This window comes from Micromonospora sp. NPDC048898 (genome assembly GCF_043198035.1).
Classification (GTDB): domain Bacteria; phylum Actinomycetota; class Actinomycetes; order Mycobacteriales; family Micromonosporaceae; genus Micromonospora.
Genome location: NZ_JBICUF010000001.1, coordinates 579,915 through 604,085 on the forward strand (window position 1 = coordinate 579,915; position 24,171 = coordinate 604,085).

Below are 24,171 nucleotides of genomic sequence, written 5' to 3' on the forward strand. Positions count from 1 at the left end.
GGGTATGCCTGAGCTGCGATCGAGGACTTCCACACACGGTCGGACGATGGCCGGCGCCCGGGCCCTCTGGCGGGCCACCGGGATGACCGACGACGATTTCGGCAAGCCGATCGTCGCCATCGCCAACAGTTTCACCCAGTTCGTGCCTGGTCACGTCCATCTCAAGGACATGGGTGGCCTGGTCGCCGACGCGGTCGCCGAGGCCGGCGGGGTGGGGCGGGAGTTCAACACCATCGCGGTCGACGACGGCATCGCGATGGGCCACGGCGGCATGCTCTACTCGCTGCCCAGCCGCGAGCTGATCGCCGACGCGGTGGAATACATGGTCAACGCGCACTGCGCCGACGCCCTGGTCTGCATCTCCAACTGTGACAAGATCACACCCGGCATGCTGCTGGCCGCGCTGCGGCTCAACATCCCGACCGTCTTCGTCTCCGGTGGCCCCATGGAGGCCGGCAAGACGATGGCGATCGAGGGCGTCGTGCACAGCAAGATCGACCTGATCGACGCGATGATCGCCTCCTCGAACGAGTCGGTCACCGACGAGCAGCTCGGTGAGATCGAGCGCTCCGCCTGCCCGACCTGCGGCTCGTGCTCCGGCATGTTCACCGCCAACTCGATGAACTGCCTCACCGAGGCGATCGGGCTGGCGCTGCCCGGCAACGGTTCGACGCTTGCCACCCACGCCGCGCGCCGGTCACTCTTCGTCGAGGCCGGCCGCACCGTCGTGGAGATCTCCAAGCGGTGGTACGACGGCGACGACGACTCGGTGCTGCCCCGCACAGTCGCCTCCAAGGCCGCCTTCGAGAACGCCGTCGCCCTGGACGTGGCGATGGGCGGCTCCACCAACACGGTGCTGCACCTGCTCGCCGCGGCCCGCGAGGCGGAGATGGACTTCGGCGTCACCGACATCGACGCCATCTCCCGGCGGGTGCCCTGCCTGGCCAAGGTCGCGCCAAACTCCCCCAATTACCACATGGAGGACGTGCACCGGGCCGGCGGCATTCCGGCGATCCTCGGCGAGCTGGACCGGGCCGGGCAGCTCAACCGGGACGTGCACGCCGTGCACTCCCCCTCGCTGGCCCAGTGGCTGTCCGACTGGGACGTCCGCGGCGGCTCGCCGACCCCGACGGCCGTCGAGCTGTTCCACGCCGCACCGGGCGGCGTGCGTACCGTCGAGCCGTTCTCCACCACCAACCGCTGGTCGTCGCTGGACACCGACGCGGCCGGCGGCTGCATCCGGGACCTGGAGCACGCCTACTCCGCCGACGGCGGGCTGGCCATCCTGCACGGCAACCTGGCACCGGACGGCAGCGTGGTGAAGACCGCCGGCGTGCCGGACGACTGCCTGACCTTCCGCGGCCCGGCGAAGGTCTACGAGTCGCAGGACGACGCGGTGACCGCGATCCTCGCCAAGCAGGTCGTGGCGGGGGACGTGGTGGTGATCCGCTACGAGGGGCCCAAGGGCGGTCCCGGCATGCAGGAGATGCTCTACCCCACCTCGTTCCTCAAGGGACGTGGGCTGGGCCGGTCCTGCGCGCTGCTCACCGACGGCCGCTTCTCCGGCGGCACCTCCGGCCTCTCCATCGGGCACGTCTCCCCCGAGGCGGCCTCCGGTGGGCTGATCGCCCTGGTCCGCGACGGCGACGAGGTCGTCATCGACATCCCGGGCCGGTCGATCGAGCTGAACGTGTCCGCCGAGGAACTGGAGGCGCGACGGGTGGCCGAGGAGAAGCGCGACAAGCCGTACACCCCGACCGACCGGCAGCGCCCGGTGTCGGCGGCGCTGCGCGCGTACGCCTCGATGGCCACCTCGGCCAGCGACGGCGCCTACCGCCGCGTCCCGGAGTAGACCGCAGGCCGCAGCCCGCACCCGCGATGTCAGATGGCTGATTGACCCCCAACCCCGGCAGACGGACCCTTATCGGAACGTTCCTGGCGGCCTTGGGGAGGACTTGTGACCATATTTGGCCGCAGCAACGCCGTCGGGCTGGTTCGCGAGGTCATGGCGTGTCCGCAGGACGGCCCTGCACCGCCGGTGCTGATGTTCGAGGGGAGACGAGGCAGCGGCAAGACCGCGCTGCTCACCGGGTTGGCCGGCCTACTCGACGGACGAGTGCCGTACGCCCACGTCGACCTGGCCGCTTCCGGTCGGACCGGCACCCCCGAGGTTCTGTACGCGCTCGCCTTTCACCTCGGCCGACCCTGCGCCCTGTACGGCACGCTGCGATTCCCTCGGCTGGCTGTCGGCAAGCTGGTCATGGAGGATTCCGCTCTGGACCTACAGGACCGGGACCGGGCTCGTAGGCAGATCAATGACCTGCTCCGCGCTCACCGGGGCATCGACAGCCTGGTCGCCACCCTGCGCGACGGCGCCGGCAATCTCCCGGCCGGGTTACCCGCCAGCGTCCAGGCCCCGCTGAGCCTGGTGCCCCGGATCCTGGCCTCGGTCATCAGTCGACTTGCCTCCTGGGGGTGGAGCAGCCCGCTGGTGCTGGGGCAGGCTCAGAAGTGGTACGGCAGGCAGGGCACCCACCGACGTCCGCCGGTCGAGACCCTCATCGAGCTGAACCAGTGGCACCGCCACCCCAAAATAGGCAACAACGCCAGGCAACGCGACGAGTTGCTCTGGGCCGCCTTCCGCGCCGACCTGACCGCCGGTCTCGGCCGCCGCCGGCACCGGGCGTGGATGCCACGCTGTGCGGTGCTGCTCGACAACGCCGACACCAGGCTCGGCCGGCACTTCCTCACCGAGTTGGTCCGGCTGCGCTCCAGCGGGGAGCACGACCTGCTGGCCGTGGTGGCCACCGCCCGGGACCCTTTCGTCGACCATCTCGCACCAACCGAGCAGCAGATCCTGCAACACGACAAGCCGCTCGTGCTGATCCGGCCGGGACTGAACGGCCGGCAGTGGCCGCGGTGGGTCCGATATCGACTGCCGCGACTGACCGATGACGACGTCACCCTGCAGGCCAGCACAGCGCACCCGAGCCTGGATCGCCGGCTGCCCATGCTCATTCAACAGTTCGCCCAGGGCAACCCGATGGTGGTCAGCCTGTTGCTGAACGCGGCAGCCGAGGTGACGTCCTGGCCGGCGGCCGGGAACGAGTTGGACGTGGTGCTGGCCCGGACGGAGCCACCGCCGCCCGAGGACACCGACCAGCAGCAATACACCATCGAGGAACGACTGACGCGTAATCTGCTCGGGCTCGACGACAGCTATCCGTTTCCCACCGACGATGTCGAGACCCTCACCACCTGCGCTGCCGCGCAGACCGGCAAGCAGGCTGTCACCCTCGCCATCACCAAGGGCCTGATGACCCCGGACGAGTACTCCGGAGAACTCAGCGTCCGAATCGCCGACCTCTGGCCAGAAAACGCCGACGCCGCCCCGCCGACGCCCCTGCGTCGGCTGCTGTTGCGTCGGCTCGCCGCTCGGCCACCGGAGGAGACCGACTGGGTACAGACGCACAGGTTACTCAGGACCCAGTGCGTGCAGCAGGATGACCGGACCGGCGAGCTTTACCACACACTGGCCCTCGGGGAGTTGGGCGTTGTGGCGACGCACTTCGCCAAGCGTGTCAACACCGAGCCAGCGGCGGACTGGCTGGCCACGATGCTGGCGGTAGTTCAGGCGCCAACGACCGTGACGCATCCCGTACCGCCAGCGGACGAGGCGAAGCAACTCGCGCGGGCGACCGGGGCCGAGCCGGACAGCCTGCTCGGTCGGGTGGCCCGGCTGATCGCTGGGCTGTGGCTGCTCGGCGATCCGTTCACCGGCCGCCACCGAACGGTTCTGCACGACAACCTCAAACGTGACTTCAGGGCGGTGGCCCTGCATTTCCACGATGACCGATCCCTGCTGGTCGCCGAGGCGACCCGGCACAAGGCATTGGCGGACCTATGGCGGTGAACAGCAGAGCCGGCCTCAGCCCGGTGGCCGAGATACCTCCCGACTACTTCGCTCCTCGCGTGCCCCGGCTCCGTAAGGTGCTGCGGTCGGTCGCAGTGGTGGTGACGGTCATCGCGGTGCTCACCGCAGGGGCGCTGGTGACACGGTTCGTCATCAACCGCTGCGGCGACCTGCGCTCCGGTCTCACCAAGATGGACGGCGAATGCATCGGTGTGCTCACCGACGCTTCCGCCTACACCTTCAAGGGCCTCGAGTCGATTCAGGTCACCATCGACCAGGAGAACGACCGGGTTCACAAAGCCTGGCTGGCCGACCCGGACGGCAACACTCAGTACGTCCGAGTTGCCCTTTTGTCCCCCCTGACCACGGCGACCAACAGTTTCATGAGCATCGATCAGATCCGGCACTCCGTCCAGGGCGCCTACCTGGCTCAGCACCGAGCCAACCACTCTGCGGCCTTCAAGGACGCCTCGTCTCCGCCGATCCAACTGGTGCTCGCCAGCCCGGGCAGCCGGCAGACGCACTGGGAACCGGTGGTCCGGCAACTGGAGAGGATGGCCGGCGACGACCATCCGCTGGTGGCCATCGTCGGCATGGGCACCAGCGTCGCTGCCACCCGGGACGCCGCCCTGCATCTCGCCAGATCGAGCAGTGGCCTGCCCATGGTGTCCGCGGTCGCCAGCACCGATGATTTCCGCGACATCGAGGGATTCGTCCGCACCACTCCAAGCAACACCGATTATGTCGCGGCGCTAGCTGGCTATCTCGGCGGGCATCCCAACCTCAACAACGGCATGCTGGTCTCCGACGCCTCGGCACCCGACCTCTACGTTCAGGACCTGCGTGATGCATACAACGCCCAACTCAAGAGCTACCTGAAGGCCGACGAGAAGAAGTTCTTCGGCCTTGCGGACAACAAGAACAAGACACAACTCTTCGCCAACATCTCGCAGAGCGTCTGCATCAGTCGATCGAACCTCATCCTCTATGCCGGTCGCGCCCTCGACCTCGACGACTTCATCAAGTCGCTGAAGGAGCGCGCGTGCAAAGATCTTGGAATCTCAATCATGGTCGGTGCCACCAGCCTGATCTTCCTGGAGAACCTCGGATCGGACCTTCTCACGAACAATAAGATCAAAATCGTGAACGCCGCGGCCGTACATCCCAAATGGTTCACCAGCAAGGTCGATGACCAAGGATTCCGTCCTGACGCGACGGCTTCCGGCGGCCAGACCTACGACGGCCTAAAGAAGTTCCTCGAAGACTTCGACGAAGAAGGGCTCGGCGGGCGACAGGAGCTCGCAGACGGGTACCTGGTCACTCACCACGACGCGATGGCCACGGCGGTCATGGCGATCCGGGTCGTGAACGGGCAACTGGAGAAGGGCAAGCTGCCGCAGGCGAGGGACGTACGCGGACAACTGCTCAACCTGAACACTGGCAGCGAAGTGCCCGGCGCCGGCGGCAACCTGCGTTTTACCCAGGACCGGAAGGCCGACCCCGTCGGTAAGTGGGTGCCGATCATCGAGATCCCGTCCGCCGAGACATCGCCCACCCCCCTGTTTGTCACGGGGTGACTTCTGGTCAGACCGAGCGAGGCCAAGACAGGGGCAGGACCGAGGGCCGCCGGCTCAGGACGGCGCCCACGGGCCGCTGATGAACTGACCGTTCTCGTTGAACGGGCTGACGTTGGGCACACACCCGCCCAGGTCGATCGTCTGGGTCATCATGACCGGGCCGGGCTTGCCGGGACCGCCGCACTTCATGTGCGCGAAGCCGAGGAAGTGGCCGAACTCGTGATTGATGACGCCGGCATGGTACTCCTCGATGGTGACCGGGTATCCCGGCGAACCCTGGAGCCAACGCCGCAGATTGATCATGATGGTCTTGCCGTACTTGCAGGAATAGACGCCCTCGGTGTCGACGCCGCTCGCACCGCACAGCCGGTCCACCGTCCCCGGTGTGGCGAGGCGGACATCCACGTCGACGCGGGACGTGCTGACCCGCTGGAAGGACCACGACGCCCGGCTCAGATTCACCGCGTCGTTGGTGACCGGGTGCTGTGCGGAGCTGGCCCACCCGTTCGGTGCCGCCAACACCTGCTCGATGCTCTCGGCGAACCGGTCCGGCTTCCAGGAGGGGATGTCACCCCAGGCGATCCCCTTCTCCACCGAGACGCTGTAGCGCACCCGCTTCTTGCCCTTGCCGATCACCCGACCGGTGCCGGAGGCGGTGGAGAAGGTGCCGGCAGCCCTGGTGGGAACCTCCGCATCGGTCGGGATCCTCGGAGTCGGGCTGGAGCTCGGCGTATCGCTGGGGCGCGGCTCACTCCAACCCGAGCGCGGGGTGTCGGCGCCCCCGGAAGCCGGCGCCGACGCCAGACCACAGGCGGCGGTCGCCATCACCACCGCCAACGAGATCGGCACGAGCAGCCGTCCGTTGATCCGCACGTTGCAACCTCCAGAAATCGATCACGGTCAGCTGAGCAACCGGAAGGCTACGTCACTGGAGGTAAGGAAAAGGTCAGGGTGATCGGCATCGATACCCGGCCACACCTCGGCAGAGCGGACACCATCACGCGGCCCGAGCCTACGCTTTGTGGTCAGGAGTTGACCCAATGATCGGACGCGATCGTGGGGCGCCAGCCGATGTCGTTGCCGCAGAGCAGCACCGGTCGAATGGCCAACGCAGCAGGTTTCAGCGGCCCAGACGCCCGGCGGTCGACCAGCAACCAAGCCCTATCGCAGGCCGCGCAGGTCGCGGGTCCGGGCGAGGAGGCGGACGCCGTCGTCGTCGTGGCGGTGCACCGCGCAGCCGGAACGCGTGAAGCGCACGGTGACCGCCTGGCCGGCGTGCCGGGAGGCGAGCTGCAGGAGGTCCGGCTCGGGGTCGGCGACGAGATCGGGCGGCCCCGACCACGGCACCGGGATCGGTGTCGCCGGGTCGGTCGGAGCGGCACCGGCGACCGCGTCGGTCAGGCACTCCCGGCACCAGGTGAGGGCGGCAGCCAGACTGGGCCGGTAGGGCAGGTCGTCGGGGAGGACGGCTGCGTCGCGCGGCTTCACCTCGACCGACCAACGCAGGCCGTCGGCCAGCAACGGGTCACCGGTGTTGTGCCGCAGGTCGCAGACGGCCACCACGAGCGCCAGGTCGAGGCCGAGGGCGAGCCGCAGCAGCTCGGCCAGTGGCGGCGCGTCCGGGGGTGCCGCCACCACGATCAGGCGACCGGCAGCCGTGCCCCGTCCGGCGCTGCGCGCGTACTCCCCCACCGGGTCGGCGCCGGCCCAGGGCAGGGTGACGTACCCGTCGCGCAGGTTCCGGTCGAGGTCGTGCCCGCCGTCGGCGTCGCGGAGGTCCTCGGGTCGCGCGCCGAGGACGGCAGCCCAGGAGCCGAGCCGGTACCGGTCGGGGAGCTGGACGACGGGCCGACCGTTGGGCTGGGTGGCAACCAGCGGGGCAACCTCTGGTGTGCCGGCCTGCCAGGTCAGGTGCACCACCCGGTGCCGCAGGTCGGTGACGGTGACCAGCACGACCTGATGCAGGCGCTGGTTGTCGCCGCAGGTGAAGCAGCGCAGGGCCGACGGGCGTAGGCCGGCACCACCGCAGTGCGGGCAGTCGTTGTCGGCGGGGCGACCGCCGAGCCGGCAGTCGCAGGCACGCAGCCGGTTGCCGGACCGGCAGTCCGGGCAGGGCCGCCACTCGACGGGTCCGCCCAGCCAGGACGGACCGGGCGGTTCGTAGCCGCGGCGCAACGGCACCCGAACCCGACGGAGCACCTGACCGGTGGGCTGCTCCGCGAGAGTCTCGACCGGATCGCCGGGGCGCAGGGTGGTGTGCCACCAGCGGCCGTCCCGCCAGAGGGCCTGCGCGCCGGGCAGCTCGTCGCCGCCGGCCGGGTCGACGCAGTCGGCGAGGACGCGGCGTTCAAGCTGGTCGACGTCCACGGTCGGGGCGACGGGTGGGCGCGGCGAATCGGGGCACAGCAGCCGGGCGGGGACGGCCAGACCGCGCTCGGCGAGGCCGGTGAGCGCGTCGCCGACGTCGGTGTGGGTCAGCGCTTCCGGCAGGTCCCGCCACCGGCTGGGCGAACCGGACGGCACCGGGGAGCCGGGCATCTCGTACCGGACGGCCCAACCGAACCCGATGCCCTGCCGGAGGGCCTCGACGACCAGGTCGAGCAGCAACAGGTCGGCCAGCGCGCAGAGCCGAGCCAGCCGTGCGACCGGATCGACGGTGGGCGCGGCGGCGGATCGGCCGAGCACCAGTCGCCAGGCGGCGTAATCAGCCCGCAGGATGGCGTGGGCCTCCAGTTCGTGCCGACGTGCTGCGGGTAGGTCGGGTCGCCACTGCCGGTCCAGCCACAGCGACGGCGCGTCGGCGTCGGTCACGACGGCGTCGACGTTGGCGGCGAGTTCGCGTACCCGGGGAGCAAGATCGACCACCCAGTGGCCCGCCGGGTCGCGGTGGGGGTCGAGGCCGCCGGGCACGACCTGGTGGGACGCGACCGCGCCGGTGTCCAGGTTGACCACGGTGACCACGAGCTGCGCCCGCCGCCGGCCGCGGCGGTCGCAGCGATAGCAGGGGTACGCGACGGTGCCCGCGCCCCGACACTGCTCGCAACCCCGGTACGCCTCCCGAGGCGGACCGGGGACGTCGGCGTCGGCGAGGAACCGGTCGCCGTAGGTGGTGCACCGGCACGGGTCCAGCGTGAAGGTCATCCCGTCACAGTCGGGGCAGGTGACGACGGGCACGCCGGTCACCGGGACCGCCGGGTCGTGCAGTCACCGTCGTGCTCGATGCGACGCACACACCGCCGACCGCCGTCGAGTGGCAGGTCACAGAAGACCCGACGATGTACGCCCTGAGCGTCCTCGGCGGACACCGTGGTCTCGCCCGAGTCCACGTCGGACAGGAAACTCAGGGAGCGGGCCAGGGTGCCGGCGAACTGCTGGGCAGCCGGCAGATCGGCGGCGGTGAACGGCAGGTGCGCCACCCAACGGGGGCTCACCGGCGGACCACTCGGTAGGAGGCCGGCCGGGATGGCTCGGCTCGAAAGTATCGAACAATCGCGCGCACGACAGTGCCCTCCTTGCTGACTACGGGTGGAGTGCCACCCAGAGCAGACCGGGCGCCGAAGGCCGGCGGTAGACAACAGGGGTTAACTACCTGCTGTTAAGCGATTTCTCTTGGTGATCGGGGGTTGTTCCGTCAGGCTGAACGCGTCCCGTCGACCGGCAGGAGAATCGTGGCGAATCACCTGCGGCGCGCTCGCGTAGCGAGGGGATGGTCCCAGGCCAGGCTGGTTCACGAGATCGAGCAGTACAGCCGCCAACGCCTGGTGACCGTCGCGTCCACCAACAGTCTTGGGGTCTACGTCTCTGATTGGGAGAACGGACGGCGGAAGATTTCCAGCAGCTACGCGGCCATCCTGCGGAGGCTCCTGGGAACGACCGACGACGAACTCTTCTCCGACGTGACGATCGTCAACGACGACCGGGGCGGCTACGCGCAACTGGTCGAGCACCTCGACGCCTCGGATGCCGTCGACCAATCCACGCTGCGCGCCCTGCGGCGCCAGACAGAGCTGCTTCGCACCATGGACCGGCAGCTCGGGGCGGCGCAACTCGTCGATCAGATGCAGAGCCACCTGGTCCGTCTCCAGGAAAACCTATCGTTCGCCGTGCTGCCTTCGGCCAGGCAACCGCTCGCCCGCGCGTTGGCCGAGGCGGCATCGCTCGCGGCTTGGCAGGCTCTTGATGTCGGAGCGGCAGACCGCGCGTGGCGCCACTACGAAATGGCGAAGAGCGCCGCGCGGGAGGCAGACGACCCGCTCCATCTCGCCCACGCCACAGGCGAACAGGCTTATGTCCTCGCTGATGCCGGCCGACCAGAGCTGGGTGCGCAACTCGTGCAGGAAGCACAGCGCGCCGGGGGCAAACGGTTGTCTCCTCGCCTGTCGGCCTGGTTGGCCGCGGCCGAAGCCGAGCTGTGGGCGCTCAGCCAACGCTCTGACGAATGCCAGCGCTCACTGGACCGCGCAAGCGGCCTCCTCTCGCGCCTCACGGGAGTTCGTGATCCGGACCTGCCGGGGATCTTCCTCGATGAAACTCACCTCCGCCGCTGGCGGGGACATTCGCTGGCACTGCTCGGTGACCATCGGTCAATCGACGAGTTGTCGACGGCGTTGACCGCGATGGACGATACCTTCGTACGAGCTGCGGCGGGCATCCGTTGCGATCTCGCTCAGGCACATCTTGTTCGAGGTGAGACCCGGGAAGCCCGCTTTCATCTGAGGGAAGCCAGCTCGCTGGTGAACCTCACTGGGTCCGTGCGGTACCGGCTCCGGGTAGACCGGATCAAAGGCCTGTCGGACGCGGGGAAATGTTAGCCAAGGCATGCAGGATGGCGACCAAGGTGCCGGAACCCGCCAGCTCTCCGCGCGCTATCAGGTTTGGCATGTCCCGCAGGGGCAGCCATTCCACCCGCCCGGCTTCCTCTGCGTCCGTGGGCGGACCGATGTAGGTCGCGCCGCCACCGACGAAGATCTCGTGGGGAGAGTCGATCATGCCGATCATGGGCTGAAACGTGACAATGTGGGTGAGGAAGGAGGGCCGCCAGCCCGTCTCCTCTTCCACCTCGCGCCCTGCCGCCGCTACTGCCTCCTCCCCCGGCTCCACGATACCGCCGGGCAGCTCCCACCTTGTCTCACCAGGGATAAACCGGTAGCGACGCAACATCAGAACGCGGTCGTGTTCATCGTGTACCGCGACGATCGCCACACGACCTAGCCGAACGACATGGTGAGCAAATGGATTGAGGCCCGGTGGCTCCACGTCGACCACATCGAGTCGGAGCCAAGGGTTCTCGTACATCGTCCGCTCGCCCAGGATCCGCCAAGGCTCGGGCTCGCCTGTCGTATTCTCCTGCACCTCGTGAAGCTACCGTCGCCCACAGCGCCGTGGGCAATCCCGCATCCCTCCGCGAGATCGATCTTGACCGTCCTTAGGTGGGACTGCGTACCGCCATCATCTCCGATAGTGTCCGTCCGACCACGCAAACGTGAACTCGTTGGCGCGATCGACAGACGGAGGGCGGCATGGCCAGCATCGAGGAAGTCAAGGCCGCGCTGATGCAGGCCGCCGAGCAGGGCAACGCCACGATCAGCCAGATCCGGGCCGCTGCCGAGAACACCGAACAGATGCTGACCCGGCTACGCGCCATCTCCGCGGGCACCGGGCACCCGACGATCGCCGAAGCCATCGCCCGGGGCGAGCAGAGCAAGCAGCGCCTGGCCGAAGCCATGGCCTTGGTGCAAGGCAGCTCTGAGGCAGCACGCCGCTACATCAGCGTCCTCGGCTGAGTCCCGACCACCACGATGAGCGTTGGTGAGGTCAAGGCGTCCCTTCGCGCCGCCATCGAAGCCGCCCGCCAGGGACGGCGGGTGTTCGACCAGGCCGCCTCCGACGCGGAGGCAGCGACCCACACGGCGAACGCTCTCCTGCACGGCGGCCAGCACGCCGACGTGACAGCAGCCCGTCAGGCCCTTGCCGCCGCCAGAGCAGAGGTCGAACCGACCCGCCGCCGCTTCGACAGCACCGCCGAACACGCAGCCGACTACCTGACCCGGCTCGGATGACCGGCAGCATCGCCGAGTTGGTCGCGCAACTCCTCGCCGTACGAGGAAAGCTCGACACGGCCGCCGTCACGGCACTGCGCGCCCGCACGGACGCCGAGCAGTCCCTGGCGCACCTGGCCGACGTACAGCGGGGTGGCGGTGACCAGCGGTTACGCGCGGCCATCACGGACGCCGAGGTGGCCCGCGACAAAGCCGGCCGCTACGCCCGCCTCCTGGCCGACGCCGCCCGACACATCGCCGGGTACGTCAACACCATCGCCCCCGGTGCCGCGACCTCCGGACCGGCTGAGGACGACGCATCGCCGTCCGGGGAGCGGCTGGTGGAGGAAGCGGAAGGTCGCAGCCGGAAAGCCGAGGCATTCCTCCGCCGGCACGTCAAGAAGGCGGACGATTCCGAGGACACCCTCAAGCAGACCGAGCAGTCGGTCACCACTGGCCTTCGCGAGCTACAGAAGAGCTTCAAGGGCTCGGGATCGAGTGGAAGCACGGCCTCCACCTCCGCCAGCCCTGGCACGCTGGCTGACCGCCCTCAGTTGGAGCACCCGGTCACATCAGTCATCATGGCTGCTGGCGCGGTCGTCGTGGGCCTTCGAGGTGTCTGGAACATGGCAAAGAAGCGCCGCGAGAGGAAGCGATCTGATGAGCAGCCCTGAAATGGTCGACTACATCCGGACGATGGTCAGAGGCGACCACGAGGCCAACGACCGGGTCGAAACCCGCCTCGACCAGCTTGGCTGGGACGGCTTCCCGACCCTCCTGGGTGCGGTCTTCTACTTTGCTGTCAACCGACGCTTCGATGAGCGGACGTCCCCCGGTGAGGTCATGCGGTTCGTGGCCGACATACGAGCGGCGGCTCCAGCCGGTGCACCAGAAATTGACGCCAATGCTGCCGAGACTCTGATCCGGGCCGCCGTGGATCCCGATGTCGAGACGGCCATCGATCCGCAGATGGCCGGCCGAATCCAGGGCCTCGTGATCCTAGCCATCTTGGGCGATGGCGCGGTTGCCGACGACGACTTGGACGCACTCCTCTCGGAGGCGGTAGCGCTGGCCAACCGAGTGTGAGACGCCGCTGAATGAGCGCAACCGAGGGGACGACAGAATTAGAGCGCTGATCCGGCTACCTGCCGGTTCCGCCGCCGGGGGCGAACCCGCGCTTTGATCACCCGCTCCACCTGCAAACGCGCCCGCAGTCAGCTAACGGACACAATCGCAGACAGAGACCAAACTGCTGACGCCGACATCTCCGACTGGCGAGGGGACCCGACCGGGCGGATCGGCCGGCATCCCTTTGGGCAACTCTTTCCGTGCGTACGCTCCAACGGTCACGCCGCTTTCCGACCCAGTTCGCGAGTAACTTCTCGTACCACCGCCTGCACGAGGAGTGACTTGCATGTCTGAGGAGACCTGGCTTGCTGCCCGGCTGATCCCCACATCCGGCATCAATGGATCGGACGAACAAGAACGTCGGGCCACCTCCGCCCTACTGGCGGTAATGAGCGCGGTGCGGGAGTTCGGGCGGGCCCTGACCCAGTCCCTCGGCGCACCGGCCGGATCGGTGCAGACCTTCATCGAGGTTCCGTTCAAGCTCGGCGACCAGCAGCTCTTTCCGGACGGCCTGATCCGCGTCACGCGAGGACAGCGGCAGTGGACCGCTCTGGTGGAGGTGAAGACCGGCAGCAACGCGTTGAAGACCGAGCAGTTGGAGGCGTACCTGGACATCGCCCGGGAGCAGGGCTTCGACGCCCTCATCACGATCTCCAACGAGATCGCCCCCGTCCCGGGTCAGCATCCGACCGCGATCGACCGCCGGAAGCTGCGCAAGGTGGCCCTGTACCACCTGCCCTGGACGGAGATCCTGACCCAGGCGGTGATTCAGAAGGAATACCGCGGCATCGCCGATCCGGACCAGGCATGGATCCTGGGTGAGCTGATCAGGTATCTGGAGCATCCTCGCTCAGGTGCGCTGGAGTTCAGCGACATGGGGCCGGCGTGGGTGCAGGTGCGCGAGGGAGTGTCAGCAGGAACGCTACGGGCAGCTGACAGCGGCGCGGCGGAGGTGGCCGGCCGCTTCGACGCCCTGATCCGCTACGCATGTCTGCGTCTCGGCAGGCAGTTGGGTACCGATGTCACCCCCGCGCTGAGCCGCCGCGATCTCACCGACCCGGCCGCACGTACCCAGGCGCTGGTCACCCAGCTCTCCAGCACTGGGACTCTGACCGGCAGCATCAGGATTCCCGGCGCAGTCGCCCCTCTCCACGTCACAGCCGATCTGCGGGCCGGGCAGATCCTCTGCCACATCGATGTCGACGCCCCTCGCGCCGGCAGGCCGACCACCAGGGTCAACTGGCTGATTCGCCAGCTGAGAGACGCGCCGGACACCATCCGGATCGAAGCGTTCGCCATGCACGCACGAGGCGGTGGACAAACCGATCTGCTGCGCCAGGTCCGCGCCGAGCCCACCACGTTGATCAGCGATCCCGCACGTGAACTGCGGGCATTCCGGGTCGCGCAGAGCACGGCGGCGGGAACCAAGCGCGGCAGCGGACGGGGCGCGTTCATCGATTCCGTATTGCACGCGATCGACGACTTCTACGAGCAGATCATCCAGAACCTGAAGCCGTGGATGCCCGCGCCGCCGCGCCTGCGTACGCCCGAAGACGTCGCGCCCGTGCAGCCCGTCGCGGCCAGCCTCGTCTCCACTGCCATCTCGTCCCAGGACAGCCCGGAGTTCGATACGTCGACGGGGAGGGACAGCAGCTCCGCAGTTGGCAGCCAGTTGGAGGAGTGATCCGAACCGGTGCGGCCGGGCCCGCGACCGGTTGGCCGGCACCGCTCAGTCGGCGGGTACGACCGTCGGGTGGCCCACCGCGGGGAGCGCGACCGCGCGGGCGTACCGGATGGCGGTGGGGGTATCCGGGAAGACCAGTTCCTCGCGGCGCAGGTCGTCGGCCACGCCGAGGGTGGTGAGCACCTGGTCGTGGGCGGGGGTGATGCCGGAGAGCAGAACGGTGATCCCGCGTCCGCGTAGCCGTCGGATCGCGTCGCCGAGGACGTGCGCGCCGGTGGCGTCCATCGTGGTCACGCGGGACATCCGCAGGATGACCACGCGAACGTCGGCGACCTCGGAGAGTTCGAGCAGGAAGGTGTGCGCCGCGGCGAAGAAGAGCGGCCCGTCCAGCCGGTACGCGACGATGTGTTCGGTGAGCAGCGCGTACTCCTCGGCGCTGTGTTCACCGGGGTCGAGGGGCACCTGTTCCAGTCGGGCGCTGCGGGCCACCGCGCGCAGGGCGAGCACCACGGCGACGCCGACGCCGACCGCCACGGCGGTGACTAGGTCCCAGATCACCGTGACGGCGAAGGTGAGTACCAGCACGACCGCGTCGCCCCGCGTGGAGCGGGCCAGCGCCCACAACGCACCGGCCTCCACCATGCGGACCGTGGTGGCCAGCAGTACGCCGGCCAGGGCGGCGAGCGGGATCCGGCCGACCAACGGGGCTGCGGCCAGCACGATGGCGGCGAGGGCGACGGCGTGGGTGAGGGCCGCCAGCTTCGAGGCCGCTCCGGCGCGGACGTTCACCGCGGTGCGGGCGATGGCGGCGGTCGCCGGAATGCCGCCGAAGAGCGGGACGGCGAGGTTGGCGAGCCCCTGACCGAAGAGTTCCCGATCCGGGTCGTGCCGCTCACCGACGGTCATGCCGTCGGCGACGGTGGCGGACAGCAGACTCTCCAGGGCTGCGAGCGCGGCGACCGCGAGCGCGCTGGGCAGCAGCACTCCGAGCGCGCCGAGGTCGAGGAAGCTGAGCGACGGGACGGGTAGGCCCTGCGGCAACGCGCCGATCCGGACCAGCTCGACCGGGAGCAGCTCGGCGAGGACAGTGGCGGCACCCACGCCGAACAGCGAGAACGGCAGGCCGGGCCGCCACCGGGCGCCCAACAGCATCAGCGTCGCGACGGCGACGGCCACCGCCAGCGCGGCCGGCTTCGGGTGTACGACGAAGCGGGCGACCGCGTCGGCGGCGACGCCCCAGACCTTCTCCCCGTGCGCGTCGGTGACGCCGAGCGCGGCGGGTACCTGTTGCAGGGCGATGACCACGGCGATGCCGGCGGTGAAACCCTCCAGTACCGGGGTGGGCAGGTAGCGGACGTACCGGCCCAGGCGGGCCACGGCGAGCGCGATCAGCACCAGGCCAGCCATCGCGCCGACCATGAGCACTCCGGTGGCTCCGAACTGCTGCACCACCGGCACCAGCACCACGGTCATCGCCCCGGTCGGCCCGGAGACCTGGAGGTTGGAGCCCCCGAATACGGCGGCGATCGCGCCGGCGATCACCGCGGTGATCAGCCCGGCCTGGGCGCCCAACCCGGAGGTGACGCCGAACGCCAGGGCCAGTGGCAGCGCCACCACCGCCACGGTGAGCCCGGCCAGCAGGTCGCGGCGCGGTGAGCGGTGGACGGCCACCCAGTCGGCCCGACCGGGCAGCAGCCCGAGGATCCGCTCACGGGCCGCCCGTATGGCGGCGCTCACCGGTCGCCGCTCGTGGCGCGCAACTCGTCGAGGAGGGCGCCCCGGTCGGTCAGGACAGCGCCGAGGATCCGTCGACCGGCGGCCAGCAGGTCGGCCACATCGGGGGTGCTGAGCGCGTACATGACGAGGGGACCGTCGCGGTGTGAGGTGACCATTCCGGCGCGGCGCAGCACGGCGAGCTGCTGGGAAAGGTTCGACGCTTCGACCTCGATCGCGGCGAGCAGGTCGCGGACCGGCTTCGGACCGTCCTGGAGCAGTTCGAGGACCCGGATGCGCACCGGATGCCCGAGGGTGCGGAAAAGCTCCGCCTTCGCCTGGTACAGCGGCACCGACATGAACGCCCTCCCGGTCGACACGAAGACTTTATCACTTGAAGAAGTCTTCAACCGGGTCGGCCGGGTGGAGCGCCGTGTGCGTGATGATCGTGCTCGAACGTGGAAGTAGTGGCCTCCTCGCCGAAAGGAGGCCACTACTTCATGGATCGAGCACGACCATGGGAGTTCAGCCCAGGTCGTTGACGCAGCGCAGCACCGGGCGGGCGACCAGGGCCGCAGCATCCAGCGGCCCGGTCGCGCTCACCGTGAAGGTCGTCGATTCGCCTGGCAGCAGGGTGAGCAGGGCCTTGTCGACGGACGCGGACGCGTCCAGTCGGTCCGGGAAGAGGATCAGGTCGCGCAGCACCGTGCGGGCCGTGACCCGGACCCGCTGACCACCGTCAAAAGGTTCGACAGTCGCGTCCCAGGCCGCCGCCGGCCAGTCGACGTCCCGGTCCTCGGCGAAGAACCACAGCGCCCGATCGGCGCCCGCCTCGGCCACGAGCAGCTCGCGCCGGGCCTCGTCCGGCCGGGCCAGGTCCGCCGGCAGAGCCAGCGTCACTACGGAGTACGCGGGCACCTCCAGCTCCATCGTCGTCTTCGCGCGGGGCTCACCGGCGAGGGTCAGTCGGGTGACCGTGGCCGGCGCGGTCCACGGCTCGCCGGTCTCGTTGACCGCGACCACGGCCAGGCCACCGTCGCGCGGCTGCACGGTGAGGAGCCGATCGGCGTACGCGTGGCGCAGCGCGTACCACAGGGGTTTGCGACGGCCGTCGCCGTCGACGGCGGACCAGGAGGTGACCGGCCAGCAGTCGTTGAGCTGCCAGACGATGGTGCCCGCGCAGATGCCCCGGTGGGAGCGGAAGTGTTCCACCCCGAGTTGGATGGCTCGGGCCTGGTTGAGCTGCGTCAGGTAGTGCCAGTCGTCGAAGTCGGCCGGTGCGGGCAGGTGGGCGTCCAGGCCCCGCTGCAACTTCACGTCACCGTTGGCGGCCTTCTGGTGGTGCGTCATGCCGGGTGAGTCGTGCGCGAGGGGTTCGTCGCTGAGCGCCCGGCGCAGGGTCGCGTACGCGGGTGGGGCCTGGTAGCCGAATTCGGCGACGAAGCGCGGCACGTACTCGCGGTACCTGGTGTAGTCGTCGGTGTTCCACACGTCCCAGATGTGGGTGGTGCCGTGCGCCGGGTCGTTGGGGTGGATCGTCTCGGTGCCCGACCAGGGGCTGCCCGGCCAGTACGGTCGGGTCGGGTCCAGTTCGGCGACGATCCGGGGCAGCACGTCGAGGTAGTAGCCGCGCCCCCAGGTGCGCCCGGCGAGGGCCGCCTGCCAGTCCCAGTCGTGCCAGCCCCAGATGTTCTCGTTGTTGCCGGTCCACAGCACCAGCGACGGGTACGGGGACAGGCGGGTCACCTGCTCGGCGGCCTCGGCGGCCACCTCGCTGGCGAACGGCTCCTCCTCCGGGTACGCGGCGCAGGCGAAGAGGAAGTCCTGCTGGACGAGCAGGCCGCGCTCGTCGGCGAGGTCGTAGAAGTCCGCCGACTCGTACCGGCCGCCGCCCCAGACGCGCAGCAGGTTGACGTTGGCCTCGGCGGCCTGGTCGAACCGCTCGGCCAGCCGCTCCCGGGTGATCCGGGTGGGGAACGTGTCGTCCGGGATCCAGTTGACCCCGCGGACGAAGACCGGGACGTCGTTGACCGACAGGGCGAACGGGGTGCCGTGCTCGTCGGGCGTGGTGTCCAGTCGCACCGAGCGGAAGCCGATCCGGTGCGACCAGGTGTCAAGTGTTTCGCCGGACGCGGCGTGCAGGGTCACCTCGATCGGGTGGCGCACCTGTGCGCCGTACCCCCGGGGCCACCAGAGCGCGGGCTCGCGGACGGTGAGGGTCAGCACGGCCGTGTGTTGCCCGGCCGGGACGACCACGTCGGCGCGGGCGCCGGCGACTGTCGCCCGGACGGTCAGCGGGACGTCCGCGACCCGCTCGACCTCGACGTGCAGTTCGACGCGGCCGTCCCGGCCGTCCATCGTGACAAGTGGACGGACAATGGCCAGTCGGGCGGTGGACCAGGCGTGCAGGCTGATCTCCTGCCAGATGCCGGCGGTGACCAGGGTCGGCCCCCAGTCCCAGCCGAAGTTGCAGGCCATCTTGCGGATGAACTGGAACGGCTCCGGGTAGGCGTTGGGCCGGTCGCCGAGCCGCTCCCGCTGCGACTCGGCGTAGCGGTACGCGGAGTCGAACGTGACGACCAGGTCGTTGTCGTCGTCGCGCAACAGCGACCCGACGTCGAACCGGTAGCCGCGGTGCATGTTCTCGGTGCGGCCGAGGGCGACACCGTTGACGGTGAGCGTGGCGACGGTGTCCAGGCCGGCGCAGACCAGGTCGACCCGGTCGTGGTCGCCGGCCGGGCGTCGGAAGCTCGTCCGGTAGTGCCAGTCGGTGCGCCCGATCCAGGCCAGGGCCAGTTCGTTGTCGTCGCGGTAGGGATCGTCGATCAGCCCGGCGTCGAGCAGGTCGGTGTGCACGCAACCGGGCACGGTCGCCGGCACGGCCCGCCCGGCGATGTCGGCGGGCACCTGCGCTCCGGGTGCCGCCCGCAGGGTCCAACCGTCGTAGAGTGCCTCTCGGCTCACGGTTTCACCGCACCTTCTGCATCGGAAGACGTGTACTGAACCGGATAAGCTGAGCCACCGTATGGTGCACGATCCGGACTGTCAACGGCCAGCGACCGAAGGAGCACGCCGGTGAAGCGGCCGACCATCGCCGATGTCGCCCGGCACGCCGGGGTGTCCAAGGGCGCCGTGTCGTACGCGCTGAACGGGCAGCCCGGGGTCTCCGACGCCACCCGGCAGCGCATCCTGGCCGTCGCCACGGAGATCGGGTTCAGCCGGAGCAGCGCCGCCCGCGCCCTCTCCGCCGCCACGGCCGGTGCGATCGGTCTGGCGCTGTGCCGACCGGCCCGGATCCTCGGCGTGGAGCCGTTCTTCATGGCGCTGATCAGTGGCGTCGAGGCCGAACTGTCCGCCCGCTCGTACGCGCTGACCCTCCAGGTGGTGGCCGACCACGACGCCGAGATCGCGGTCTACCGGCGCTGGTGGGGCGAGCGGCGGGTGGACGGGGTGCTCGTCTGCGACCTGCGCACCGACGACCGTCGTATTCCCGCACTCGAACAGCTCCAACTGCCCGCGGTGGTGATCGGCGGTCCCGGTGGCACCGGTGGGCTGGCCAGCCTCTGGTCCGACGACGCGGCGGCGTTGACCGAGACGGTGGAATACCTGGTCGCGCTCGGGCACCGGCGCGTCGCCCGGGTCGCCGGCCTGCCCGACCTGCGGCACACGGAGATCCGCACCGAGGCGTTCACGGCGGTCTGCCAGCGGCTCGGCCTGGTCGACGCGGTGACCGTCTGGTCCGACTACAGCGGCGAGGAGGGCGGGCGGGCCACCCGCCGGTTGCTCAGCTCGGCCCAGCGGCCCACCGCGGTCATCTACGACAACGACGTGATGGCCATCGCCGGGCTCTCCGTCGCACAGGAGATGGGGCTCAGCGTTCCCGCCGATCTGTCCATCGTGGCCTGGGACGACTCGCCGCTGTGCCGGCTGGTGCACCCACCGCTGACCGCGCTGGGTCGGGACATTCCGGCGTACGGCGCGCACGCCGCCCGGCAACTGCTCGCCGTCGTCGCCGGCCAGCCGGCCGGCCGGGTGCAGGACGAGACAGCCCGCCTCACACCACGCGGGAGCACCGCTCGGCCACGCGCGAGATGAACCGGTTCAGCGGGACGCGGTGGGAAACTCCTCGAAGTACGCCTCCACCCGCTCGGCCGTCGCTGGCCGGGCCAACGCGAAACCCTGCCCGTACCGGCAACCGCCCCGGCGCGCACCCTCGACCTGGGTCGACGACTCCAGCTCCTCGGCGACGATCTCCACACCCAGCCGCTCGCCGACGGTGACCACCACGTCGATCAGCGGTGGCTGCCCATCGGGCCGCGCGCCCACCAACTCCGGGCCCACCTTGAGCAGGTCGATCGGCAGGCGGCGAAGCTGCGCCAGCGAGGCGTGCTCGGCCCGGAAGTCGTCCAACGCGGTGCGGACGCCCAGCGACCGCAGCCCGGCCAGCCGGGCCACCACGGTCGGCAGGTCACCGGCCACCCGCGGCTCGCTCACCTCCACCACCAGCCGCTCCGGCGGCACCCCGTACGCGGCCAACACGGCCGCGGTCCGCTGCACGAAGTCGGGCGTCGTCAGCTCCCGGGTCGTGACGTTGACAGCCATCCACAGCTCCCGGACACCCACCGACCAGTCGGACAACTGCCGGCAGGCCCGGTCCAACACCCACCACTCCAACTCACCGACCAGGTCCAGATCCTCGGCGACCGGCAGCAACTCGGCCGGAAGCACCGTGCCGAGCACCGGGCTCCGCCAGCGCAGCAGCGCCTCCGCACCCACCGGTTGCCCGTCAGCCAGGTCGACCACCGGCTGGTAGACGAGATCCAACTCGCCACGGGCCACCGCACCGGGCAGCTCGCGCTCCAGGTCGAGCCGGCGCACCAGCTGCTCCTCCAGGAACGCGTCATACCACTCGACTCGGTCCCGGCCCAGCTGCACGGCCCGTCGGCGGGCCAGCTCGGCCTGGCGGAGCACGTCCGCCGGGCGGTCACCGCTCACCTCGGCCAGCCCGATGCTGGTCTGCACCCGCACCACCGAACCGGCCACCTCGAAGGGCGGGGCGAGCGCGGCCAGCAGCCGGGTGCCCAGCGCGTACGCCAGCATCGGGCCGGCGGGGGTGACCACGGCGAAGCCGGCAGCCGTGCAGCCGGTGACCAGGTCGTCGGGAGCGATGACCGCGCGGACCCGGTGCACCGCCTCGGCCAGCACGTCCTCCCGAGCTGTCGGACCGGCCCCGTCGGTGCTGTGCAGGTCGACCAACAGCAGGGCCCCGGACGGCGCCGGCACGTCGCCGATCGCGGCGAGGGCGTCCAGCAGGGCCGCCCGGTCGCCCGATGGGCCGCCTCCCACCGGAAGAGGCCGCCGGGTCAGCGCCGACCAGCCGGCGCCGTCCTCCGGCGACCAGGTCGAGCCGGGAGCGCTCGCGGTGACCCGGCCGTCGCCCGCGGCATCGGCGCGGTCGGGCCGGTGCTGCGCGGTCGGGAGGTCACCCAACCACTGTGGCTGGGCCGCGTGGCGGTGCCGCACGGGGCTGCCGGCGGGCCGGCGATGTGCGGCGCGTCGTGGCGAGGTGGGTGCGTCGCCCGCACGCAGCAACTCGCGCAGCACCAGCGGTGGCACCGCCGCCAGGGCCAGCAACACGCTCGTCCGGTCCGGCGCGTGGCCCGAGCCCAGGTGCAGGCCCGTCGCCAGCAGCAGCACCGCGGCGGGAAGCACCGACCGGGGCCAGGCCGAGGCGATCGGCTCCGGTGGCTCGCCGCCGCCGGTGTCCGCCGCGTCGGCCGCACCGACCGCGACGAGCAGCATTCCGAACACCAGCGGGGGTACGGCAAGCAGGGCCACCCGCCCGGTCGGCGCGGACGGCAGCGTGGCCAGCAGCACCAACCCGCCCAGGGTGAGCAGGACTCCACCCCGGCAGACCGCCGTCGCCGCGCGTCGGCGCGGCCCGGCGAACGCGTTGAGCGCGGCCATGCCCAGCCCACCGAGCGCCAACGCGGCCACCAGCCGGGCTGGAACCGGCAGGCCGTCGTGGGGCAGCAGGAGCCAACCGGCGAGGGCCAACCCGACGGCCGGGCCGGTCGACTCGACAAGCCACCGCAGCCGGAGCCCGGTGGTCGGCCGCGCCCGGCCGGGGAGCTGGCCCAGCCCGGCCACGGCCAGTGCCGCCACGACCAGTGCCCCGACCAGCACGGCAACTGTGTGACCGCCACCGGCGAGGGGAAGTGCGACGGCGGTGAGACCGGCCGTCACCACGGCCGCGTCGAGCAGCACGCCTGCCGCACGTGGTGACGGGTCGACGTGGTGCCGGGTGGCCAGCCGGGAGAGCCGCACCCCGGCGATCGTGGCACCGGCGCCGGCCGCCAACGCGATCACCACCGGAGTCGGGACCAGGTCGAGAGCACCGGCGGCGAGAAGCAGCGCCACCGCCGTGGACGTGGCGGTCTCCGGTGCCGAGCGGCGGAGGACGAGGACGCGGAACGGGTACGCGAGGAGCACGGCGGTCGCCTTCGTGAGGGGGCACGGGGCGGTACGACGGTGCGAGGCAACGGAAATCGCTGGTCCGCTACCCAACAGATGAGAACGATCGGTGGCCGAATTGGTTACGTGTCGGTCACCCAGAGGTGACAACGACCTGTGTCACTCTACGACGTGCCGCACCCCTGACACCGCCCGCCGCCAGTCGGATCGGCCGGGAATGGGATCATCGGAGGGTGAGTAAGCCCGACACGGTCCGCTTCCGGTACAACCAAGCCATCCTGGTCGCCGCGGTCATCGCCTTCGTCGGTGCCCTACCGCTGGCCGACGCCCGGGCCTACCTGCTGCCGGTGCTCCTGGTGCCACTCGCCGTCGGGGTGTGGGCCTGGCGGGCCGGCACCGATGCCGACGCACGTGAGCTGCGCGTACGGGCGTTGGTCGGGCAACGCCGCATCGGCTGGGACCGGGTCCTCGAGTTGACCACCGACCAGCGCGGCCGAGCCGTCGCCCGGCTCGACGACGGCCAGCAGATCACCCTCCCGGCCGTCCGCAGCGTGGACCTGCCCCGGCTGGTCTCGGCCACCGGTCAGACGCTGCCCCACGCCGGCTGAGGCGCCCGCGGCTGGGTGTCAGTAGCCGTCGACGACCGCGTTGATCAGCGGCTGCCCGGCGGCGAACCGGCGTACCTGATCACCGACCAGCGCGTACGCCCGCGGCAGCAGGCCGCGCACCGACCCGGCCACGTGCGGGGTGAGCAGCACGTTCGGCATCGCCCAGAGCGGCGAGTCGACGGGCAGCGGCTCCGGGTCGGTGACGTCCAGCGCGGCCGAGATCCGGCCGGTGCCCAGCTCGGCGACGAGCGCCTCGGTGTGTGCCACCGGCCCACGGGCGGCGTTGACCAGCAGCGCCCCGTCCGGCATCGCGGCCAGGAAGTCCTTGTCGATCAGGCCACGCGTCTGGTCGGTGAGCGGCACCAGCACCACCACCACGTCCGCCTCGGGCAGCAGCCGGGGCAGCTCCTCGACGGCGTGCACCCCCTGCTCGGGGCGGGCCGTCCTGGCGACCAGGGTGAAGCTCACCTCGAAGGGGGCGAGCCGGTCGCGCACCGCGGTGCCGATCGAACCGGCCCCGATGATGAGCACCCGCTTGCCGGACACCTCGTCGGTCGGGGTGTTCTCCGCGTACGCCCAGCGCCGCTCGGCCTGGGCACGGACGAACGCCGGGAACGCCCGCAGCTGGGCGAGGATCGCGGTGACCACCCACTCGGCGGTGGACGGGTCGTGCACGCCCCGCGCGTCGCAGAGGGTGACGCCCGGCGGCGTACGGCCGGCCCAGGCGTCCGCCCCGGCGGAGAGCAACTGCACCACGGCCAGGTCGGGCAGCTCACGCAGCAGTGCCGTCGCGTCGCCGCTGGTCAGGAACGGTGGCACCCAGACCCGGACGTCGGCCACCGACGAGGGCAGTCGGTCGACGTGCTCCAGGACCTCCACCGTCACGTCCGGGGGCAGCTGGCCCATCAGGTTGAGGCCGGCCTGGTTCGGGATCCATACCTTCACGTCAGCCGACGATAGTCCCCGTCGCGGCAGCGGAGGCGGGCGCGGGCGCGAACCGGCGTCCCGGGGGATGGCGCGCGGGGCCGGGGCGGGC

General features: G+C 70.4%; 20 protein-coding genes. 11 read left to right on the forward strand and 9 right to left on the reverse strand.

What is annotated here, in order from left to right:
- Positions 1–4: 4 nt before the first annotated feature.
- The 3 genes from ilvD to ACGFIQ_RS02770 all read left to right on the forward strand — a co-directional run bounded on the left by ilvD (position 5) and on the right by ACGFIQ_RS02770 (position 5,490).
- Positions 5–1,852 (forward strand): dihydroxy-acid dehydratase, encoded by a 1,848-nt coding sequence (gene ilvD, locus ACGFIQ_RS02760; RefSeq protein ID WP_393238157.1) that lies wholly within the window; start codon positions 5–7, stop codon positions 1,850–1,852.
- Between the two features lie 105 nt (positions 1,853–1,957).
- Positions 1,958–3,913: a hypothetical protein gene (locus ACGFIQ_RS02765; RefSeq protein WP_393238160.1), complete on the forward strand. Its 1,956-nt coding sequence runs from the start codon at positions 1,958–1,960 to the stop codon at positions 3,911–3,913.
- Positions 3,910–5,490, forward strand: a complete 1,581-nt coding sequence (locus ACGFIQ_RS02770; protein WP_393238163.1) for an ABC transporter substrate-binding protein — start codon at positions 3,910–3,912, stop codon at positions 5,488–5,490. The genes ACGFIQ_RS02765 and ACGFIQ_RS02770 overlap by 4 nt, the downstream gene beginning before the upstream one ends.
- A gap of 54 nt (positions 5,491–5,544) precedes the next feature.
- Here ACGFIQ_RS02770 and ACGFIQ_RS02775 read toward each other — a convergent pair whose 3' ends face one another.
- The 3 genes from ACGFIQ_RS02775 to ACGFIQ_RS02785 all read right to left on the reverse strand — a co-directional run bounded on the left by ACGFIQ_RS02775 (position 5,545) and on the right by ACGFIQ_RS02785 (position 8,921).
- Positions 5,545–6,363 (reverse strand): DUF3152 domain-containing protein, encoded by an 819-nt coding sequence (locus ACGFIQ_RS02775; protein WP_393238166.1) that lies wholly within the window; start codon positions 6,361–6,363, stop codon positions 5,545–5,547.
- A gap of 288 nt (positions 6,364–6,651) precedes the next feature.
- Positions 6,652–8,631, reverse strand: coding sequence for a hypothetical protein (locus ACGFIQ_RS02780; RefSeq protein ID WP_393238169.1), 1,980 nt, complete (start codon positions 8,629–8,631; stop codon positions 6,652–6,654).
- 38 nt (positions 8,632–8,669) lie between these two features.
- Positions 8,670–8,921, reverse strand: a complete 252-nt coding sequence (locus ACGFIQ_RS02785; RefSeq protein ID WP_393238172.1) for a hypothetical protein — start codon at positions 8,919–8,921, stop codon at positions 8,670–8,672.
- A 237-nt stretch (positions 8,922–9,158) separates the two neighbouring features.
- Between ACGFIQ_RS02785 and ACGFIQ_RS02790 the strand changes: the two genes are divergently transcribed.
- Positions 9,159–10,301, forward strand: coding sequence for a helix-turn-helix transcriptional regulator (locus ACGFIQ_RS02790; RefSeq protein ID WP_393238175.1), 1,143 nt, complete (start codon positions 9,159–9,161; stop codon positions 10,299–10,301).
- On the opposite strand, the gene ACGFIQ_RS02795 is transcribed toward ACGFIQ_RS02790, so the two are convergent.
- Positions 10,270–10,842, reverse strand: a complete 573-nt coding sequence (locus tag ACGFIQ_RS02795) for an NUDIX hydrolase (protein WP_393238178.1) — start codon at positions 10,840–10,842, stop codon at positions 10,270–10,272. The genes ACGFIQ_RS02790 and ACGFIQ_RS02795 overlap by 32 nt on opposite strands.
- 167 nt (positions 10,843–11,009) lie before the next feature.
- Here ACGFIQ_RS02795 and ACGFIQ_RS02800 point away from each other — a divergent pair, with 167 nt between their 5' ends.
- From ACGFIQ_RS02800 to ACGFIQ_RS02820, 5 genes are all read left to right on the forward strand, one after another.
- Positions 11,010–11,273 carry a hypothetical protein gene (locus ACGFIQ_RS02800; RefSeq protein WP_393238181.1) on the forward strand — a complete coding sequence of 88 codons (264 nt, stop codon included), beginning with the start codon at positions 11,010–11,012 and terminating at the stop codon, positions 11,271–11,273.
- A gap of 15 nt (positions 11,274–11,288) precedes the next feature.
- Positions 11,289–11,549: a hypothetical protein gene (locus ACGFIQ_RS02805; protein ID WP_393238184.1), complete on the forward strand. Its 261-nt coding sequence runs from the start codon at positions 11,289–11,291 to the stop codon at positions 11,547–11,549.
- Positions 11,546–12,202, forward strand: coding sequence for a hypothetical protein (locus tag ACGFIQ_RS02810; protein ID WP_393238187.1), 657 nt, complete (start codon positions 11,546–11,548; stop codon positions 12,200–12,202). The genes ACGFIQ_RS02805 and ACGFIQ_RS02810 overlap by 4 nt, the downstream gene beginning before the upstream one ends.
- Positions 12,189–12,614: a hypothetical protein gene (locus tag ACGFIQ_RS02815; protein WP_393238190.1), complete on the forward strand. Its 426-nt coding sequence runs from the start codon at positions 12,189–12,191 to the stop codon at positions 12,612–12,614. Before ACGFIQ_RS02810 ends, ACGFIQ_RS02815 begins: the two co-directional genes overlap by 14 nt.
- Positions 12,615–13,044: 430 nt before the next feature.
- The gene (locus tag ACGFIQ_RS02820; RefSeq protein ID WP_393238192.1) at positions 13,045–14,340 is read left to right on the forward strand and encodes a stress response protein; all 1,296 of its coding nucleotides are present in this window, start codon (positions 13,045–13,047) and stop codon (positions 14,338–14,340) included.
- Positions 14,341–14,385: 45 nt separating this feature from the next.
- Here ACGFIQ_RS02820 and ACGFIQ_RS02825 read toward each other — a convergent pair whose 3' ends face one another.
- The 3 genes from ACGFIQ_RS02825 to ACGFIQ_RS02835 all read right to left on the reverse strand — a co-directional run bounded on the left by ACGFIQ_RS02825 (position 14,386) and on the right by ACGFIQ_RS02835 (position 19,017).
- Positions 14,386–16,077, reverse strand: a complete 1,692-nt coding sequence (locus ACGFIQ_RS02825; RefSeq protein WP_393238195.1) for a SulP family inorganic anion transporter — start codon at positions 16,075–16,077, stop codon at positions 14,386–14,388.
- Complete coding sequence (locus tag ACGFIQ_RS02830; protein WP_393238198.1) at positions 16,074–16,412, reverse strand: ArsR/SmtB family transcription factor; 339 nt, start codon at positions 16,410–16,412, stop codon at positions 16,074–16,076. Before ACGFIQ_RS02830 ends, ACGFIQ_RS02825 begins: the two co-directional genes overlap by 4 nt.
- 166 nt (positions 16,413–16,578) lie before the next feature.
- Entirely contained in the window at positions 16,579–19,017 is a 2,439-nt protein-coding gene (locus tag ACGFIQ_RS02835; protein ID WP_393238200.1) for a glycoside hydrolase family 2 protein, read from the reverse strand.
- Between the two features lie 111 nt (positions 19,018–19,128).
- On the opposite strand from ACGFIQ_RS02835, the gene ACGFIQ_RS02840 reads away from it, so the two are divergent.
- On the forward strand, positions 19,129–20,148 hold the full coding sequence (locus tag ACGFIQ_RS02840; RefSeq protein WP_393238203.1) for a LacI family DNA-binding transcriptional regulator: 1,020 nt from the start codon (positions 19,129–19,131) through the stop codon (positions 20,146–20,148).
- A gap of 6 nt (positions 20,149–20,154) precedes the next feature.
- Here ACGFIQ_RS02840 and ACGFIQ_RS02845 read toward each other — a convergent pair whose 3' ends face one another.
- Positions 20,155–22,545, reverse strand: coding sequence for an EAL domain-containing protein (locus ACGFIQ_RS02845; protein ID WP_393238205.1), 2,391 nt, complete (start codon positions 22,543–22,545; stop codon positions 20,155–20,157).
- 215 nt (positions 22,546–22,760) lie between these two features.
- Between ACGFIQ_RS02845 and ACGFIQ_RS02850 the strand changes: the two genes are divergently transcribed.
- A complete protein-coding gene (locus ACGFIQ_RS02850) occupies positions 22,761–23,135 on the forward strand; it encodes a PH domain-containing protein (protein WP_393238208.1) in 375 nt (124 codons plus the stop codon).
- Positions 23,136–23,153: 18 nt separating this feature from the next.
- On the opposite strand, the gene ACGFIQ_RS02855 is transcribed toward ACGFIQ_RS02850, so the two are convergent.
- Positions 23,154–24,080 carry a 2-hydroxyacid dehydrogenase gene (locus tag ACGFIQ_RS02855; protein ID WP_393238211.1) on the reverse strand — a complete coding sequence of 309 codons (927 nt, stop codon included), beginning with the start codon at positions 24,078–24,080 and terminating at the stop codon, positions 23,154–23,156.
- Positions 24,081–24,171 lie beyond the last annotated feature (91 nt).